The following is a 17,447-nucleotide window of genomic DNA, read 5'->3' as shown; positions in this document are numbered from 1 at the left end:
GCCCTAATGGCACTGCTCGAAGTTGATGATCTCTCCGTCACGTTCGCCCGGCGCGGCCAGCGGGCCGTGCACGCCGTCGACGGGGTGTCCTTCTCGGTCGACGCCGGTGAGGTGGTCGGCCTGGTCGGCGAGTCCGGCTGTGGCAAGAGCGTCACCTCGCTCGCGATCATGGGTCTGCTGCCGAAGCAGCCGGGCCTGCGGGTCGGCGGCAAGGCCGTGTTCGACGGCACCGACCTGCTCCAGCTCGACGACCGGTCGCGGCGGGACATCCGTGGTCGGGACATCGCGATGATCTTCCAGGACCCGCTGTCGTCGCTGAACCCGGTGATCCCCATCGGGCTGCAGGTGACCGAGGTGCTGACCCGGCACCGGGGGATGAAGGGTGCGGCCGCGTCGAAGGAGGCGGCGGAGCTGCTGGACCGGGTCGGCATCCCCGACCCGAAGCGGCGGCTGAAGGAGTACCCGCACCAGCTCTCCGGTGGGATGCGCCAGCGTGCGCTCATCGCGATGGCGGTGGCCTGCCAGCCTCGGCTGCTCATCGCCGACGAGCCGACCACCGCGCTGGACGTCACCATCCAGGCCCAGATCCTGGAGCTGCTCAAGGAACTGGTCCGGGACTCCGGCACCGCACTGCTGATGATCACGCACGATCTGGGCGTGGTGGCCGGCATGTGCGACACCGTCAACGTGCTCTACGGCGGCCGGGTGGTGGAGACGGCCCGCCGCCGTCCACTGTTCCGCCAGCCGCGTCACCCGTACACCGTGGGTCTGCTCGGCTCGGTGCCCCGCCTGGACGCCGGGCGGGGCGAGAAGCTCAGCCCGATTCCCGGCTCGGTCCGCGACCTGCTGCCCTGGCCGGAGGGATGTGCCTTCGCCCCGCGCTGCTCCCGGCGGACCGACGAGTGCGTGGGTGAGCCCCCGGAGTTGGTGCAGGCACACGACGGACGTAGCTACCGGTGCGTCAACCCGGAGCCGGTGCCCGGCACGGTGCCCGCCCCGCGCGAGGAGGAACCAGCGTGAGTGACAACGACATCCTCGTCGAGGTACGCGACCTGAAGGTGCACTTCCCGATCAAGCGGGGTGTGCTGTTCGACCGGGTGGTCGGCCATGTGAAGGCCGTCGACGGGGTGGATCTCAGCATCCCTCGGGGCAAGACGTACGGCCTGGTCGGCGAGTCCGGCTGCGGTAAGTCCACGCTGGGCCGGGCGTTGCTTCAGCTCACCCCGCCGACCGCAGGCGAGGTCGAGTTCGACGGCGTCGAGCTGACCACGCTGCCGCCCGGCAAGCTGCGCAGCATGCGTCGTCGGATGCAGATGATCTTCCAGGACCCGATGTCCAGCCTCGACCCTCGGCAGAACGTCGAGTCGATCCTGACCGAGGGCATGCAGACCCACGGGATCGGTGCCGACCGCACCGACCGTCGCCGGCTCATCGGGGAGACCCTGGACGCGGTGGGGCTGCCCCGTTGGGCGCTGTCCCGCTACCCGCACGAGTTCTCCGGCGGGCAGCGGCAACGCATCGGCATCGCCCGCGCGCTGGTGCTCGGGCCGGAGCTGATCGTCGCCGACGAGCCGGTCTCGGCGCTCGACGTCTCGATCCAGGCCCAGGTGGTCAACCTGCTCGACGAACTCCAGGACAGCCTGGGGCTGACCTACCTGGTGATCGCGCACGACCTCGCGGTGGTCCGACACATCTCCGACACCGTCGGCGTGATGTACCTGGGCGCGCTGGTCGAGGAGGCGCCGAGCGACCGGCTCTACACCGAGCCGCTGCACCCGTACACCCGGGCGTTGATGTCCGCGGTGCCGGTGCCGGACCCGGACGTGGAGGACCGTCGGGAGCGGATCCTGCTCGCCGGTGACCTGCCGTCGCCGGCCAACCCGCCGTCCGGTTGCCGCTTCCACACGCGCTGCCCGTGGGCGCAGCCCACCCGCTGCGCGGACGAGCGACCCGTGTTGCGGGAGATCGGCGTCAGTCGGGTGGCCTGCCACTGGGCCGAGCAGATCGCCAGCGGTGAGCTACGCCCGCACGGGGTCAGCGCGCAGATCGTCCGCCCCGAGGGTGAGGGGGAAGCGCCGGCCGTGGTCTCCGCACCCACCGAGCCCGGCTCGTACGTCTGAGACTGGACGCGGTGCCGGCGGCGTCGGGGTGCTCAGCCCTCCGGGCGGTTGAGCAGGCCCACCGCGACGCCGTGCACCGCGTCCAGGCCCGCCGGGTCGGCCAACGTCACCGACGTGCCGGTGACCGCGTACCACTCGTCCGCGTCCTTGTACTGCACCCGCAGGGTGATCTTGCCGTCGGCGTACTCGGTGCGCAGGGTCAGGTCGCCGGTGACGACGCCGACCTCGTCGGTCATCACCCCGCCGGGACCGGGCACGATGTCGGAGGTACGGCTCTGCGGGCCGGCCGCACCGTCGGAATCCGCCACCATGCCGGCACCCGGCACGGCGGCGGGAGTCTCGGCGCTGCCGTCCGCGGTCATCCCGGCGGCGGCCGGGCCGCTCTCCTCGGCGGCCGTCACGACTCGTTCCCCACTGTGCAGCCCTCCAACATGTCGGTCAGGGCGGCCTTCTCGGCGCTGGTCACCGTCAGCCGCCAGTAGTGCTTGACCGTCACCCAACTCTCGGCGTACTTGCACCAGTACTCGCGGTTCGCCGGCTTCCACTGGGACGGGTCCTGGTCACCCTTTGCCCGGTTGGAGGACGCGGAAACCGCGATGAGCTGCGGACGTGTGGTGTCGTTGGCGAAGTCGCCGCGCTTCTGGTCGTCCCACTCGTCGGCGCCCGAGCGCCAGGCGTTGGCCAACGGCACCATGTGGTCGATGTCCACGTCGGAAGGATCGGCGGCGCTACGGCCGTCGTACACGCTCTCCCAGCGTCCGCCGACCACGTTGCAGCCGGAGAGCTTCACGTCCTTACCGTCGCGCTGGAGAATGCTGTCCCGCACGTCGCAGTTCTTGCCGGTGTCGCGCCAGTGCGGGAAGTGGTCTCTGCTGTAGCCCTTCATCGAGCCGGCAGTGGCCACGGTGAGCTGGCCGAGTTGCTGCACGGCGTTGCCGCCGTCGCTCGACGGCTGAGCGTCCGGCTCGTCCTGCGGGACGCAACCGGCAACGCCGAGCGCCAGCGCTGCGGCGAGCACGGCCACCGCCGCTCGCGGTCCTGATGTGGTACGCACAGACGACACCTCTCCAGCTTGCGGTCTCCCGGCGATTGCGCACAGTACCCGGGCGAGGTTTTGGCATTTCGTGGCGTCTCCCACAGGATGCAGGGCACATTGGTGGGATGACCGCACCCGTACCGGCGTCTGCCCTCCGGATGGGCACCGCCGCCGGCCGGGGCACGCTGCTCGCCGCCGTGCTCGCCTCTGGCATGGTCTTCCTCGACACGACTGTCGTCAACGTGGCGCTGCCGAAGCTCGGGCAGGACCTCGGCGCGAATGTGTCCGATCTTCAGTGGACCATCAACGGCTACCTGCTGATGCTGGCGGCGTTCGTGCTGCTCGGCGGAGCGCTCGGGGACCGCTTCGGTCGACGACGCGTCTTCCTGATCGGCGTGGTCTGGTTCACCGTCGCCTCCGTGCTCTGCGGGCTGGCCCAGGGCACCGGTTGGCTGATCGCAGCCCGGTTTCTCCAGGGCGCCGGCGGCGCGCTGCTCACGCCCGGATCGCTGTCCGTGCTCCAGGCGAGCTTCCACCCGGACGACCGGGGCCGGGCGATCGGCGCGTGGGCCGGGCTGTCCGGGGTGTCGACCGCGCTCGGCCCGTTCATCGGGGGGTGGCTGATCGACGCGCTCTCCTGGCGTTGGATCTTCTTCCTCAACCTGCCGCTCGCCGTCCTGGTGGTGCTGGCCACGGTGCGCTGGGTGCCGGAGAGCCGGGACGAGAGCGCATCCCGCACCGCGGCCCCCGGGCGGACCCGACGCCGGTTCGACGTCGCGGGAGCCCTGCTCGGGGCACTCGCGCTCGCCGGTGTCACGTACGCCCTGATCGACGTGCCGGCACGCGGCTACGACTCGGCGCCGGTGCTGATCGCGGCGCTGGTCGGGGTGCTGTCGGCGGTGGCCTTCATCCTGCTCGAACGGCGGCGCGGCGACGCCGCGATGCTCCCCACCGGGCTGTTCTCCAGCCGGCTCTTCTCGGTGCTGAACATCTTCACCGTGGTCGTCTACGCGGCGCTCACCGGCTTCACCTTCTTCTTCGCCGTCTACCTGCAGAACGTGGTCGGGTGGTCGGCCTTCCGTACCGGCATCGCACTACTGCCGATGACCCTGCTGCTGTTGGTCGGGTCGGCCCGCTCGGGAGCGTTGTCGGCGCGGATCGGCCCCCGGCTGCCGTTGACCATCGGCCCGGTGGTGGCCGCCGTCGGCCTGTTGCTGCTGCGCGGCGTCGGACCGGGCGCGTCGTACTGGACGGATGTGCTGCCCGGGGTGCTGCTCTTCGGTATCGGGCTGACCCTGGTCGTGGCACCGCTGACCGCGTCGGTGCTGGCCGCCGTGCAGGACCGCTTCTCCGGCGTGGCCAGCGGCTTCAACAACGCCGCGTCCCGGGCCGGTGGCCTGCTCGCGGTGGCGGCGCTGCCGCTGCTGGTCGGCCTCTCCGGCGGCGGGTACGAGCAGAAGGGCGAACTGACCGACGCGTTCAGCGGCGCGATGGAGTGGTGCGCCGGCCTGCTCGTGGCCGGCGCGGTGCTGGCCCTCGTGCTGGTGCACCGGCCGCCCCGGGCGGCCCCGCCGTCTCAGCCCTGCCACTCGATGCCCGCCGCGACACCCCCGAAGTAAGGAAGGGCACCTTATTAACGCGGGGCGTTAATAAGGTGCCCTTCCTTGCAGCTAGCGGCGGGCGCGGTTGACGGCGCTGGTGACCGCCTTGATCGAGGCGGTGACGATGTTGGCGTCGGTGCCGACACCCCAGACCGTCCGACCGTCGACCTCGCACTCGACGTACGCGGCGGCCTGCGCGTCCCCGCCGGAGGAGAGCGCGTGCTCGTGGTAGTCGAGCACCCGTACACCCACGCCGACCGTGTGCAGCGCGTTGACATAGGCGTCGATCGGACCGTTGCCGACCGCGGCGAGCGAGCGCTGCTCGGCGCCCACGCCGACCTGGGCCTCGATCTCGACCTTGCCGTCCGCCGTGCCGATCGTGTAGCCGGCCAACCGGACCGCCGGGTCGGGCTGGTGGTCGAGCAGGTAGTGCGTCGCGAAGATCTCCCACATGGCGCCCGGGTCGACCTCGCCGCCGTCGTGGTCGGTGACCTGCTGCACCACCCCGGAGAACTCGATCTGCAGCCGCCGGGGCAGGTCCAGTTGGTGCTCGCTCTTCATGATGTACGCGACGCCGCCCTTGCCGGACTGCGAGTTGACCCGGATGACCGCCTCGTAGGTGCGGCCCAGGTCCTTCGGGTCGATCGGCAGGTACGGAACGGCCCAGGTGTGCTCGTCCACCGGTACGCCGGCAGCCTTCGCGTCGGCGGCCAGGGCGTCGAAGCCCTTCTTGATCGCGTCCTGGTGGGAGCCGGAGAAGGCGGTGTAGACCAGGTCGCCCGCGTACGGGTGGCGCTCGTGCACCGGCAGTTGGTTGCAGTATTCGACAGCCCGGCGGATCTCGTCGATGTTCGAGAAGTCGATCATCGGGTCGATGCCCTGGGAGAACAGGTTGAGCCCCAGCGTCACCAGGTCGACGTTGCCGGTGCGCTCACCGTTGCCGAACAGGCAGCCCTCGATGCGGTCCGCACCGGCGAGCAGGCCCAGCTCGGCGGCGGCGACCCCGGTGCCCCGGTCGTTGTGCGGGTGCAGGCTCAGCACCACGCTGTCCCGACGCGGCAGGTGCCTGTGCATCCACTCGATCGAGTCGGCGTACACGTTGGGCGTGGCCATCTCGACGGTGGCCGGCAGGTTGATGATCAGCGGGCGGTCGGGCGTCGGGTCGATCACGTCGATGACCCGGGAGCAGACCTCCAGCGCGTACTCCAGCTCGGTGCCCGTGTACGACTCCGGCGAGTACTCGTAGAAGATGTCGGTGTCCGGGGTGTGGATCTCCGCGTACTTCTGGCAGAGCCGCGCACCGGTGGTGGCGATGTCGGCGATGCCGTCCTTGTCCAGGCCGAAGACCACCCGGCGCTGGAGGGTGGAGGTCGAGTTGTAGAAGTGCACGATGGCCCGCTTGGCCCCGCGCAGCGACTCGAACGTCCGCTCGATCAGGTGCTCCCGGCACTGGGTGAGCACCTGGATGGTGACGTCGTCCGGGATCATGTCCTGTTCGATGAGCTGCCGGACGAAGTCGAAGTCGGTCTGACTGGCCGACGGGAAGCCGACCTCGATCTCCTTGTAGCCCATCTGGACGAGCAGCTGGAACATCCGCCGCTTGCGCTCGGGCGACATCGGGTCGATCAGTGCCTGGTTGCCGTCGCGGAGATCCACCGCGCACCACCGTGGGGCGGCCTCGACAGTGCGGGTGGGCCAGCTGCGGTCCGGCAGCTCGACCCGGAACTGCTCCCGGTAGGGCTGGTAGCGGTGGTACGGCATCCGGCTCGGGCGTTGCCGAGCGAACGGATCGGTTTCGGCGTCGGTGACAGGTTGAGCCATCTCAGAGTGCTCCCTGGAACATGTGGCGTCAGCAGATCGGAAGGTGTCGGCGAGATGCCGGGCAACGGTGCGCGGCGGTGCCGAGAAGAAAATCGGATGTGCTGGACGGCGCGATGCAACTCCGCGACGAGGTGCCGGCCGGTCAGGCCTCGTCGCGGCGGCTAAGGAGAACAAGCGCCTGCCACATGACCACGTCACCCTACGTGATGGCAGGGGCGGTGGGAAGGCAGGTCCGGACTATGGGACCGGCGTCATGGTCTGCCCCGGCGGGCCGGAGCGGGTCGTCCGAGGGCCGGTCAGCCGAGCAGCAGGTCGGCGAGGGGGCGGCGGCGACGTAGGCCGGTCTCCTCGGCAATCAGGTCGGCCGGGAGGCTGAGCGGGTCGCCCAGCTGCCCGACGGCGAGCACCGCGTACGGCCGCACGTCGGCGGGAAGGTGCAGGTCCGCGGCGAGTCCGGCGCGGTCGACGGTGAGGACCTGGCGTACGTGCAGCCCGAGCGCGGTGGCCTGCACGGTGAGGTGGGCGACGGCCTGACCCAGGTCGTAGGCGATCCCGTCGGCCGGCGCGGCGTCGGAGTCGACGTGCGCGGCGAGCAGCAGGGCGGCGGCGCGGTGCGCCCAGCGCTGCTCACGCTCGGGCAGGTTGACCAGGATCCGCTTCCAGGTCTCGTCGTCGCGGTGGCCGAGGGTGAACCGCCAGGGCTGGCGGTTGCCCAACGACGGTGCCCAACGGGCCGCCTCCAGGAGAGAGGAAGAATCGTCCGCGCTCAGCTCCTCGGTGGGATCGAACGCCAGGGGACTCCAGCGGTAGGCGAGCAGTGGGGTCAGTTCGGCCATGGCGACAATCGTCCCGTATGGGCGATTCGCTCGGTGGGTGGGGGTCGCTCAAATGTGGGCAAGGGCACCCGTAACGGGACGAAGATCAGGACGTTCCCGCGCTCGCGCTGTCCGACGGGTCAGGAGTCGGCGTCGGCGGAGCCGCCGTACCGAGCGGATCGCCGTCGGTCACCGGGCCGGCCAACTGCACGGTGGCCGGGGGTGGACCGGGCGGCGCGGCCAGCCGCAGCGTGCCAGCTCCGGTCCGCACGCCGGTCGGCGTGCCGTCCCGGTCATAGCAGTAGATGCCCACATCCAGCGGGGCGTTGAGCGACGCCGAGGTGGAGTCCACCGAGTAACAGGTGCCGGTCAGGCCCTCGGGCGCGGCGGCCGGAGCCACCGCCAACGGCGCGCGTCGGTCGGTGAGCACGTCCAACCAGTCGGTCAGCGGGTGCTGGACCCGGGGGTCCAGCCGGCGCGGAAGGGGCTCGTCCCGCTCACCGACGCGTACGCAGGTCGCCGGCTCCGGTCGAACGGCCGACGGCAGAGCGCACTGGAACAGCCCGTCGGCGGTGGCGGCCATCGAGACGTCGACGCTGCCGCCCAACGCGCCCCCCGGCACGTCGACCCGCCAGGTGCCGTCGTTCGCGCTGGTGAACACGATGGTGCGGTCCGGCTGGCCGGCCCGGCTGTACACGTACTGCGCCACCAGGTGGCGGTCCTGGGCGGCTGCGGCCAGGGCGGCCAGCTCGTCCCGTGCGGCGTCCACCGCGACCGGCCCGGGATCGGTGGGCGTCGGGGTCGGTGGCTGCGTGCTGGAGCAGGCGACCAGGAGCGCCGGCAGGGCGAACACGAGCGGCCCGAGCACACGGCCGGCCGAGCGGATGAGGACGGGCACCGGCCCATTCTGGTGGCTGCGAAGGGTTGGTGGGTGCCGGCGCGTACCAGGCTCGCTCCGGCGTGTCGGACGGGCTCGTGTCCGCGTACCTCCCGGCCTGGTGGGAGCGGTCCGGCGGCGACCGTGCGGGCCGGATGGTGGGATCACCTGACCCGCCGTCGTTACCCGCCGGATACCCTCAAGGGGTTTGACACGCGCCGCCGGCCCCGGTTCCGGCGGCGTCGGCACGCTCAGGGTCGCTGGGAGGGAGTGCACGTCGTGGCACTCGTGGTGCAGAAGTACGGCGGGTCGTCCGTCGCCAACGCCGAGCGGATCAAGCGGGTGGCCGAGCGCATCGTCGCCGCCCGCAAGGCCGGCGACGACGTGGTGGTGGTGGTCTCCGCGATGGGGGACACCACCGACGAGCTGCTCGACCTGGCCAACCAGGTCAGCCCGCTGCCGCCGGGCCGCGAGCTGGACATGCTGCTCACCGCCGGCGAGCGGATCTCCATGGCGCTGCTCGCCATGGCGATCCACAACCTGGGGTACGAAGCACGCTCGTTCACCGGCTCGCAGGCCGGCGTCATCACCACCTCGGTGCACGGCCGCGCCCGGATCATCGACGTCACCCCCGGGCGGCTCAAGGGCGCGCTCGACGAGGGTTCGGTGGTCATCGTGGCCGGCTTCCAGGGCGTTTCGCAGGACACCAAGGACGTCACCACCCTGGGCCGGGGCGGGTCGGACACCACCGCCGTGGCGCTCGCCGCCGCCCTGCACGCCGACGTCTGCGAGATCTACACCGACGTGGACGGCATCTTCACCGCAGACCCCCGGATCGTGCCCAACGCCCGGCACATCCAGCACATCACCTACGAGGAGACGCTGGAGCTGGCCGCCTGCGGTGCGAAGGTTCTGCACCTGCGTAGCGTGGAATACGCCCGGCGGGCGGGGTTGCCGATCCACGTCCGTTCGTCATACTCGACCAACACCGGCACGATGGTCACCGGATCGATGGAGGACCTTTCCGTGGAGCAGGCACTGATCACCGGGGTCGCGCACGACCGTAGCGAGGCCAAGATCACGATCGTCGGGGTGCCCGACGAGCCGGGCGCCGCCGCGCGGATCTTCGACACCGTCGCCGGCGCCGAGATCAACATCGACATGATCGTGCAGAACGTCTCCACCGAGGGCACCGGCCGGACGGACATCTCGTTCACCCTGCCCAAGGCCGACGGCCCGACCGCGATGGCGGCACTCAGCAAGATCCAGGAGCCGGTCAAGTTCAAGGGCCTGCTCTACGACGACCACGTCGGCAAGGTCTCGCTGATCGGTGCCGGCATGCGCTCGCACCCCGGTGTCGCCGCCGGCTTCTTCGCCGCGCTCGGCGCGGCCGGCGTCAACATCGAGATGATCTCCACCTCCGAGATCCGGGTCTCCGTGGTCTGCCGGGACACCGACCTCGACGCCGCCGTCCGCGCCATCCACGACGCGTTCGAGCTGGGCGGCGACACCGAAGCCGTGGTCTACGCGGGGACGGGTAGGTAGCGCCGATGACGGCGCTGCCCACCCTCGCCGTGGTCGGAGCGACAGGTGCCGTCGGCACCGTGATGTGCGAGCTGCTCACCGGACGACGCAACGTCTGGGGTGAGATCCGACTGCTCGCCTCCGAGCGTTCGGTCGGGCGCGTGGTGCGCTGCCGAGGCGAGGAGATGGTCGTCCAGGCGCTGACCCCCGAGGCGTTCGACGGGGTCGACGTGGCGATGTTCGACGTGCCCGACGAGGTCTCCGCCGAGTGGGCACCGATCGCCGTCTCCCGAGGCGCGATCGCGGTCGACAACTCCGGCGCGTTCCGGATGGACCGGGACGTCCCGCTGGTCGTTCCGGAGATCAACCCCGAGCAGGTCCGCAACCGGCCCCGGGGCATCATCGCCAACGCCAACTGCACCACCCTCGCGATGATCGTCGCGGTCGCGCCGCTGCACCGTGAGTACGGCCTACGGGAGTTGGTGCTCGCCTCCTACCAGGCGGTTTCCGGGGCGGGCAAATCCGGCGTCGACACCCTGCACGACCAGCTCACCAAGGTCGCCGGTGATCGGGCACTCGGCTCACGCACCGGTGACGTCCGGCAGGCGGTCGGCGACGACCTCGGCCCGTTCCCGGCACCGCTCGCGCTCAACGTGGTGCCCTGGGCCGGCTCTCCGGCAGACGCTGGCTGGTCGTCGGAGGAGATGAAGATCCGCAACGAGTCGCGGAAGATCCTCGGCCTGCCCGACCTCAAGGTGTCCGCCACCTGCGTTCGGGTGCCGGTGGTCACCGCGCACTCGGTGGCCGTGCACGCCGTCTTCGCCAGCGAGGTGGACGCCGAGGGCGCCCGCGAGGCGCTGCGCAACGCACCCGGAGTGATCCTGGTCGACGATCCCGCGGCCGGAGAGTTCCCGATGCCGATCGACGCGGTCGGCACCGACCCGTCCTGGGTCGGCCGGATCCGCCGCGCCCTGGACGACCCCCGCGCCCTCGACTTCTTCGTCACCGGCGACAACCTCCGCAAGGGGGCGGCCCTCAACACGGCCCAGATCGCCGAACTCCTCGCCAAGGAGCTGAAGACCAGCTAGGCGGCGGACAGGCGTACGCCGTCTCGGCCTTGACGCTTCACCGCGTAGAGGGCCTGGTCGGCCCTTCGCAGGGTGCGGTCGGGGGTTTCGCCGGGGCGGGGCAGCGCGACGCCCACACTGATCGTGCGGCCGATGCGTCGGGCTGCCTCGGCCAACCGTTCAGCGATCCGGACCGCCTCCTCGGGGCGGCTCACCTCGATCACCGCGACGAACTCGTCGCCGCCGATCCGGTACAGCTCGTCGCCGTGGCGCAGCGCCCCCTCCAGCGCCCGGGCCAACCCGACCAGCACCCGGTCGCCGGCCTGGTGGCCGTACGTGTCGTTGACGGTCTTGAAGCCGTCCACGTCGATCGCCAGCAGGGCCGTACGCCCCGGAGTGGCCGCCGCGATCCGCTGCCCGAACGGGCCGGTGTGCCGCAACCCGGTCAGCGGGTCGGAGCTGGCCTGTTCCCGCAGTCGGGCCAGCGTGCGCAGCCGGTCCAGGCTCGTCCAGGCCTGCCCGGCGAGCAGTTCCATCAGGCTGACCGTGGTCGGGTCCGGGCGCAGTGCGCGTTCGTCCGCGACCAGCAGCACCCCGCCGACCTCCGGGGGCCCCACCGGAACGGCGACCAGCGTGCGCACCCCGGCCCGGGTCAGCGGTCGATAGTCCTCGGTCGGGGGATGCCCCGCCTCGCCCAGCGTGTACCCAGCTCCGTACCGGTGTGCCCGGTCGACCATCCGGTCCAGCGCGGCCGGGCCCGACTCGGTCAACTCGGCCCGAATGCGGATCTCCAGATCGCTCGGCGTCGCCGGCGTCGGGCCGAGCTGCCCCGCCATCAGCAGCACCGCGGTGGAGAGAGCGGAGACCTCACGCGCGGCGCACGCCGCCACGCTCAACACGTCCGCCTCGGTGGGTGCGGCGGAGAGTGCCGCCGCGTGCCGGAGTAGTTTCTCGCTGCGGCTCTCCTCCGGTGGACCTCCGAGGGCGGCGATCCGCGCGCCGAGCCGGTCGGCCACCTGCTGCGCGGTCTCCCGCCACGGCTCCAGGTCGACCGGCGCACTCCATTGCAGGTCGAGGACGCCGATCGCCCGACCCGCCGGGTCCAGCACCGGTACGCACAGCTCGGCTGTCACGTCCGGGCGTACCGGAAGGTAGTCCGGATCGACGGTGACGTCCGGGACGGCGGCGGGGGCGCCGGTGGCGTACACCCGGCCGACGATGCCGGTTCGCGCCGGCACGGTGGCGAAGACCTGCCAGGCCCCGGTCGCCGCGACGCAGCGCAGACGGTCGTGTGCCGCGAGCAACACGGAGATGGTCGCCGGGGTGTGGCGGGACAGCGCGGTGACCGTCCACCGACAGGCCTCCGGCGTGCTCGACGCCATCGGCAGGCGGACGGTGACGTCACGGATGACTCGCTGATGATCCACTCGCACCCGTCGTTCCAGGTAGGGGAGGAGCCCGGCCGGCGCCGAGCCGCGCGATCAAGCGTACTCACGACTGCGCGAAGCGACCCGATTCGTACATATGTGCTATCCACAGGCTGTGGACGCAGCCTGTGGGCAGTGGGCACCGGGCCCCGTGGCGCAGTGCCCGGCGATAGCGTGAGACTCCCGGCGCCGAGGAGACGATCCATGATCATCGCTCAGCTCAGTGACCCGCACCTGACCACCGGCCTGCTCGCCGCCGCACCGGCCGCAGGGCTGCACCGCGCGCTCGGTCGGGTGCTCGCGCTGCGCCCCCGACCGGACTGCGTGGTGATCACCGGCGACCTGGTCGACCACGGGCGACCCGACGAGTACGCGGCACTGCGCGAGCTGATCGGCCGGTTCCCGTTGCCGGTGCACCTCGTTCCCGGCAACCACGACGACCGGGAGTCGCTGCTCGACGCGTTCGGGGGCACCCCCTGGCTCGGCGGCGGATTCTCCGCCTACTACCACGTCGACCACGACACGGCGACGGTCGTGGTGCTCGACTCACTCGTCCCCGGCAGCAGCGGCGGCCAGCTCGGTGAGGAGCAGCTCGGCTGGCTCGACGGGGTGCTGGCCGGGCGACCCGAGGTGCCCGCCGTCGTCTGCCTGCACCATCCGCCGGTCGCGGTCGGTATCCCCGCGGCCGACACGCTCCGGCTCGCCGACGGTGACGCGCTGGCCGAGGTGGTCGGCCGGCACCGGCACGTCGTCCGGGTCGCCGCCGGGCACCTGCACCGCCCGGTCACCACGGCGTACGCGGGCACGGTGCTCACCGTGGCACCGAGCACCTGGAAGCAGAGCACGCTCACCATGAGCGCCGACGAGCAGATCGGTTGGGTCGACGAGCCGACCGCCTTCCTGCTGCACGTCGTGGAGGCGGGCGGCTGCGTGACGCACACCGTGCAGGTGAGCCACTCCGCTGGCCAGACCTGCGGCTTCTGAGGGCACCCGTCGTGCAGGTCTGGTACGTCGCGTACGGCTCGAACATGCACGCCGCCCGGCTGGGCTGGTACATCGGCGGCGGCTGCCCGCCCGGAGGAATGCGGACGTACCCGGGGTGCCGGGACCGACGCCCACCGAGCCGGTCGGTGCCGGTGTCGCTGCCCGGAGGCGTCTACTTCGCCGGCGAGTCCGGCGCCTGGACCGGAGGAATGGCCTTCTACGACCCGCACCTGCCGGGCGAAGCCGCCGCCCGCGCCTACCTGGTGACCCTGGAGCAGTTCACCGACATCGCGGCGCAGGAGATGTACCGCCCAGCGGGCGAGACCGACGACCTGACCCGGACGACCGGTGCGGCCATCGAGGCCGCCATCGCCAACGGGCGGGCGATGCTCGGCCCCGGACGGTACGAGACGCTGGTCTGCCCGGGCAGTCACAGCGGCGTCCCGATGCTCACCTTCACCGCACCCGAGGGGGCGTCCGGTGTGCGGTGCCGGCCACCCGCGCCGACCTACCTCGGCATGATCGCCCGTGGCCTACGCGAGTCGCACGGCTGGCCAGCCGAACGAATCGCCGGCTATCTGGCAGTCCGGCCCGGGGTGGCGGACGCCTGGCCGCCGGATGCCGTCGCTGCCCTGGTCACCGAGGCCCTGGCCGAGCCCTGACGGCCCGCTCTGTCACGCCGGCCCCGGCGCTGGCCCGCTCCCTCTGGCCGGCCCCGACGCTGGGCCGCTTCGTCACGCCAGCCCCGAGCGCTGGGCGTTCCCTCAAGCCGGCCCGGCGGTCAGGCGCGCCGGCCGTCAACCGAGCAGGAACTCACGCAGCGCGGGGGCGAGCGTCGTCGGCGGCACCTCGTGGTTGCCGCCGTCGAGGCTGACGGACCGCCCGCCAGGAACCGCCTCGGCCGCGGCCCGGCTGCCGTCCCGCAGGCACTGTGGACTCCCGGTGCTTTCCACCGCGAGGGTCGGCGCGGTGATCGTCGCCAGGCGGTCGGCGGGCAGTCGCCCGCCCGCCGTGATCACCGCGTCGTACGGCAGGGTGTGCGCGATCGCGGTCAGTGCGCCCCACATCGGTTGCGCCCGCATCCCGGCGACCGCCTCGGCCGGCAACCCCACCGACGCGGTGAGGAAGACCTCCACCGCGCCATCCCGATCGTCGGCGGCGATCAGCTCGATGAGCTGCGCGGTGATGTCCTTCCGGACGCCCGCGTGCGAGCCGACCTGAAACGGCGGCTCGAACAGGACCAACCCGGTCACCGGCAGACCCTGCGCGGTCGCGAGGGCGGCCAGGATCGCGCCGGAGGAAATCCCGTAGAGCGCTGCGGAACCACCGGCCGCCGCGATCACCGCGGCCAGGTCGTCGATCTCCCGGCCGATCTCGTACGGAGCGGTGTCACCACTGTGCCCACGGCCCCGGCGGTCGTAGCCGAACACGGTGAAGTCCGGTGCCAACGCCGCCCCGAGCGCGCGTGTCGTGTTGCGGTCGTTGAACGCGCCGCCGACCAGGACGAGCGACGGCCCAGACCCGGACCGTTCGAACGCGATGGGTGTGCCGTCCGCCGATCGCACCTGCTCCACCGTCGGTGTCGTTGCGCTCACGATGCCGTCTCCGTCCGTGTCGACCCTGACGTCCTTTCTAGACCTCGGGTCCGACGTTGTCAGGCAGACGGCGGCAAACGGCGACATCCGCGCGGCGTCCAAGGAGGTGCCCGGACTGCCATCCGGTGCGGTGCGATCGTCGTGCCCAGCCGGCGGTCGATCTGCCGGTGACCGCCGTCATGGCGACGACCAGGACCAGCGCGACCGCCTGGTCTCGAATCCGGCCGACTCGCAGCTCCGTCGTGCTGCCTGGGTCGCCCGGTCGGCGTCCGGATGAGAGGCTGTCGATGCGGGGCGGCCATCCCCAACCGCCGCCAACCACGACCCTTCCGACGGCGTCGGGTCGGCGGCCCGGTCGACCCAGAGGCCGGGCACCGCACCTGCCGATTCTCACAAGGAGATCCATGTCCATAACCAGGATGCGTCGGGCCGCTGTCGGTCTGACCGCGCTCGCGGTGGCCGCGTTCGGCGCGGTCGCCACCAGCCCTGAGGAAGCCGACGCGCGGCCGAAGCCGGTCGACGTCACCCTGCTGGCCCTCAACGACTTCCACGGCAACCTCGAACCGCCGAGCGGGTCCAGCGGCACCATCGCCGGGCAGACCGCGGGCGGCGTCGAGTACCTGGCCACCCACCTGGCCGAGCTGCGCGCCGCCGCCAAGAAGAAGAACACCATCACGGTCGCCGCCGGTGACCTGATCGGCGCGTCCCCGCTGCTCTCCGCCGCGTTCCACGACGAGCCGACCATCGAGGCGCTGAGCATGGCCGGTCTGGACTACGCCAGCGTCGGCAACCACGAGTTCGACGAGGGCGCGGCCGAGTTGCTGCGGATCCAGAACGGTGGCTGCCACCCGGTCGACGGTTGCGCCGACGGCACCCCGTACCGGGGCGCCGGCTTCAAGTACCTCTCCGCGAACGCCTTCAAGACCGCGACCGGCAAGCCCCTGATGGCCCCTTACGCGATCCACAAGGTGCAGGGCGTCAAGGTCGGTTTCATCGGGATGACCCTGGAGGGCACCCCGCAGATCGTCAGCCAGGAGGGCGTCGCCGGCCTCAGCTTCGCCGACGAGGCCGACACCGCCAACCGGTACGCCCGTGAGCTGCGCCGCAAGGGCGTCGAGGCGATCGTCGTCCTGCTGCACGAGGGCGGCACCCAGGCGACGACCGGCGGCATCAACGACTGCGTCGGCATGACCGGGCCCATCGTGGACATCGCCAACCGGATGGACCCGTCGATCGACGTGGTGGTCAGCGGGCACACCCACCAGGCGTACAACTGCAACATCAACGACAAACTGGTCACCAGCGCCAGCTCGTTCGGTCGCCTCGTCACCGACATCGACCTCAAGATCGACCGTCGTAGCGGTGACGTCCTGTCCGCCTCCGCGAACAACGTCGTGGTCACCCGGGACGTCACCAAGGACCCGAAGCAGACCGCGCTGATCAACCGCTACAAGACGGTGCTCGGCCCGGTCGCCGGCCGCCAGGTCGGCGTCACCAGCGAGGCGATCACCCGGAGCCAGGAGACCCTCTTCGGTACGAGTCTCGGCGAATCGCCGTTGGGCAACCTGATCGCCGACGCGCAACTCGCCGCCACCGACGTCGAGGAGGGCGCGGTCGCCGCGTTCATGAACCCGGGCGGGGTCCGGGCCGACCTCGACGCGGGCCCGGTCACCTACGAGGAGGCGTTCACGGTGCAGCCGTTCGCCAACAACCTCGTGACGCTGGACCTGACCGGCGCACAGATCTACTGCGTGCTGGAGCAGCAGTTCGTCACCGGCCGGACGCTGTACCCGTCGGCCACGGTGGGCTACGTGGTCGACCCGAACGGCACCACCGCCCCCACGGCCGACCCGTGCGCCGGCACCCGCGTGGTCCGGGGCAGCCTCACCATCGGCGGCACCGCCGTCGACACCACCGCCACGTACCGGGTCACGGTGAACAACTTCCTGGCCGGCGGCGGCGACGGGTTCAGCGCCCTCACCGGGGGGACGAACCAGGTCACCGGCCAGATCGACCTGGACGCCTTCGTGGACTACCTGACCGCCCAGTCGCCGGTCTCCGCGCCGACGCTCGACCGGATCCGCACCACCGCCGAGGTCCCCGCCGCCTGACGGCCGACCCCGCGACATCGGGCCCCGGAGCATTCGCTCCGGGGCCCGACCCGTCCCCGCCCCGTCTCGTCCCCTTCCCGCCCTGCCCTGCGTCGGCGGCTCCGGCGGCTCGCCCTGCGTCGGCGGCTCGCCCTGCGTCGGTGGCTCGCCCTGCGTCGGTGGCTCGCCCTGCTCCGGTGGCTCGCCCTGCGTCGGCGGCTCGCCCTGCGTCGGTGGCTCCGCCCCGGCCGCGTCGGTCGCATGATCACGCTCGAACATGGAAGTAGTGGCCTCCGGCCGCGCGGATGCCACTCGATCCAGGATCGAGCGCGATCTTGCGGCGCCGGCGGGTTCCGCGAGCAAGATCCGCGCAACATCGGGGATGTTGCTGCCTCCCGCGTGTCGGAGACAGCAACATCAGGGAACTTGCGCGGATCTTTGGTGCGGGGTGCGGGGTGCGGGGTGCGGGGTGCGGGGTGCGGGGTGCGGG

General features: G+C 71.6%; 15 protein-coding genes. 8 read left to right on the top strand and 7 right to left on the bottom strand.

The annotated features are described in order from the left end of the window. The first annotated feature begins 6 nt into the window (after positions 1 to 6). Both ABGB10_RS31705 and ABGB10_RS31700 read left to right on the top strand, forming a co-directional pair. Positions 7 to 1,020: an ABC transporter ATP-binding protein gene (locus ABGB10_RS31705; protein ID WP_347664660.1), complete on the top strand. Its 1,014-nt coding sequence runs from the start codon at positions 7 to 9 to the stop codon at positions 1,018 to 1,020. Beyond that, positions 1,017 to 2,120 carry an oligopeptide/dipeptide ABC transporter ATP-binding protein gene (locus tag ABGB10_RS31700; protein WP_347664659.1) on the top strand — a complete coding sequence of 368 codons (1,104 nt, stop codon included), beginning with the start codon at positions 1,017 to 1,019 and terminating at the stop codon, positions 2,118 to 2,120. Before ABGB10_RS31705 ends, ABGB10_RS31700 begins: the two co-directional genes overlap by 4 nt. Before the next feature lie 32 nt (positions 2,121 to 2,152). Here ABGB10_RS31700 and ABGB10_RS31695 read toward each other — a convergent pair whose 3' ends face one another. After that, positions 2,153 to 2,521 carry a hypothetical protein gene (locus ABGB10_RS31695; RefSeq protein ID WP_347664658.1) on the bottom strand — a complete coding sequence of 123 codons (369 nt, stop codon included), beginning with the start codon at positions 2,519 to 2,521 and terminating at the stop codon, positions 2,153 to 2,155. Further along, positions 2,518 to 3,174: an HNH endonuclease family protein gene (locus ABGB10_RS31690; RefSeq protein ID WP_347664657.1), complete on the bottom strand. Its 657-nt coding sequence runs from the start codon at positions 3,172 to 3,174 to the stop codon at positions 2,518 to 2,520. Before ABGB10_RS31690 ends, ABGB10_RS31695 begins: the two co-directional genes overlap by 4 nt. 107 nt (positions 3,175 to 3,281) lie before the next feature. Between ABGB10_RS31690 and ABGB10_RS31685 the strand changes: the two genes are divergently transcribed. After that, complete coding sequence (locus ABGB10_RS31685; protein ID WP_347664656.1) at positions 3,282 to 4,775, top strand: MFS transporter; 1,494 nt, start codon at positions 3,282 to 3,284, stop codon at positions 4,773 to 4,775. A gap of 51 nt (positions 4,776 to 4,826) precedes the next feature. Here the strand turns inward: ABGB10_RS31685 and leuA are convergent, their stop codons facing one another. The 3 genes from leuA to ABGB10_RS31670 form a co-directional block, all read right to left on the bottom strand. Then, positions 4,827 to 6,578 (bottom strand): 2-isopropylmalate synthase, encoded by a 1,752-nt coding sequence (leuA, locus tag ABGB10_RS31680; protein ID WP_347664655.1) that lies wholly within the window; start codon positions 6,576 to 6,578, stop codon positions 4,827 to 4,829. A gap of 296 nt (positions 6,579 to 6,874) precedes the next feature. Then, positions 6,875 to 7,414, bottom strand: coding sequence for a nitroreductase family protein (locus tag ABGB10_RS31675; protein ID WP_347664654.1), 540 nt, complete (start codon positions 7,412 to 7,414; stop codon positions 6,875 to 6,877). An 85-nt stretch (positions 7,415 to 7,499) separates the two neighbouring features. Further along, a complete protein-coding gene (locus ABGB10_RS31670) occupies positions 7,500 to 8,291 on the bottom strand; it encodes a hypothetical protein (RefSeq protein WP_347664653.1) in 792 nt (263 codons plus the stop codon). Positions 8,292 to 8,549: 258 nt separating this feature from the next. On the opposite strand from ABGB10_RS31670, the gene ABGB10_RS31665 reads away from it, so the two are divergent. Both ABGB10_RS31665 and ABGB10_RS31660 read left to right on the top strand, forming a co-directional pair. After that, positions 8,550 to 9,815 (top strand): aspartate kinase, encoded by a 1,266-nt coding sequence (locus ABGB10_RS31665; RefSeq protein WP_088987236.1) that lies wholly within the window; start codon positions 8,550 to 8,552, stop codon positions 9,813 to 9,815. A gap of 5 nt (positions 9,816 to 9,820) precedes the next feature. Beyond that, entirely contained in the window at positions 9,821 to 10,882 is a 1,062-nt protein-coding gene (locus ABGB10_RS31660; RefSeq protein WP_347664652.1) for an aspartate-semialdehyde dehydrogenase, read from the top strand. On the opposite strand, the gene ABGB10_RS31655 is transcribed toward ABGB10_RS31660, so the two are convergent. Further along, on the bottom strand, positions 10,879 to 12,288 hold the full coding sequence (locus ABGB10_RS31655; protein ID WP_347664651.1) for a sensor domain-containing diguanylate cyclase: 1,410 nt from the start codon (positions 12,286 to 12,288) through the stop codon (positions 10,879 to 10,881). The genes ABGB10_RS31660 and ABGB10_RS31655 overlap by 4 nt on opposite strands. A 204-nt stretch (positions 12,289 to 12,492) precedes the next feature. Between ABGB10_RS31655 and ABGB10_RS31650 the strand changes: the two genes are divergently transcribed. Together ABGB10_RS31650 and ABGB10_RS31645 are read left to right on the top strand one after the other, a co-directional pair. After that, the gene (locus ABGB10_RS31650) at positions 12,493 to 13,272 is read left to right on the top strand and encodes a phosphodiesterase (protein WP_347664650.1); all 780 of its coding nucleotides are present in this window, start codon (positions 12,493 to 12,495) and stop codon (positions 13,270 to 13,272) included. 11 nt (positions 13,273 to 13,283) lie between these two features. Continuing rightward, complete coding sequence (locus ABGB10_RS31645) at positions 13,284 to 13,934, top strand: histone deacetylase (protein ID WP_347664649.1); 651 nt, start codon at positions 13,284 to 13,286, stop codon at positions 13,932 to 13,934. Positions 13,935 to 14,069: 135 nt separating this feature from the next. Here ABGB10_RS31645 and ABGB10_RS31640 read toward each other — a convergent pair whose 3' ends face one another. Continuing rightward, entirely contained in the window at positions 14,070 to 14,867 is a 798-nt protein-coding gene (locus ABGB10_RS31640) for an alpha/beta fold hydrolase (protein WP_347664648.1), read from the bottom strand. A 404-nt stretch (positions 14,868 to 15,271) separates the two neighbouring features. Between ABGB10_RS31640 and ABGB10_RS31635 the strand changes: the two genes are divergently transcribed. Further along, positions 15,272 to 16,978, top strand: a complete 1,707-nt coding sequence (locus ABGB10_RS31635; protein ID WP_347664647.1) for a bifunctional metallophosphatase/5'-nucleotidase — start codon at positions 15,272 to 15,274, stop codon at positions 16,976 to 16,978. Positions 16,979 to 17,447: the final 469 nt, after the last annotated feature.

Origin of the sequence: Micromonospora sp. B9E7 (assembly GCF_039871815.1) — a bacterium.
GTDB lineage: Bacteria > Actinomycetota > Actinomycetes > Mycobacteriales > Micromonosporaceae > Micromonospora.
This window is presented reverse-complemented; position numbering and strand designations above follow the sequence as displayed.

Excerpts from the sequence above, each read along its gene's own strand:
- ABGB10_RS31705 (WP_347664660.1), top strand. The coding sequence starts at position 7 with ATGGCACTGCTCGAAGTTGATGATCTCTCCGTCACGTTCGCCCGGCGC.
- ABGB10_RS31685 (WP_347664656.1), top strand. The coding sequence starts at position 3,282 with ATGACCGCACCCGTACCGGCGTCTGCCCTCCGGATGGGCACCGCCGCC.
- leuA (WP_347664655.1), bottom strand. The coding sequence starts at position 6,578 with ATGGCTCAACCTGTCACCGACGCCGAAACCGATCCGTTCGCTCGGCAA.
- ABGB10_RS31675 (WP_347664654.1), bottom strand. The coding sequence starts at position 7,414 with ATGGCCGAACTGACCCCACTGCTCGCCTACCGCTGGAGTCCCCTGGCG.
- ABGB10_RS31660 (WP_347664652.1), top strand. The coding sequence starts at position 9,821 with ATGACGGCGCTGCCCACCCTCGCCGTGGTCGGAGCGACAGGTGCCGTC.
- ABGB10_RS31650 (WP_347664650.1), top strand. The coding sequence starts at position 12,493 with ATGATCATCGCTCAGCTCAGTGACCCGCACCTGACCACCGGCCTGCTC.
- ABGB10_RS31635 (WP_347664647.1), top strand. The coding sequence starts at position 15,272 with ATGTCCATAACCAGGATGCGTCGGGCCGCTGTCGGTCTGACCGCGCTC.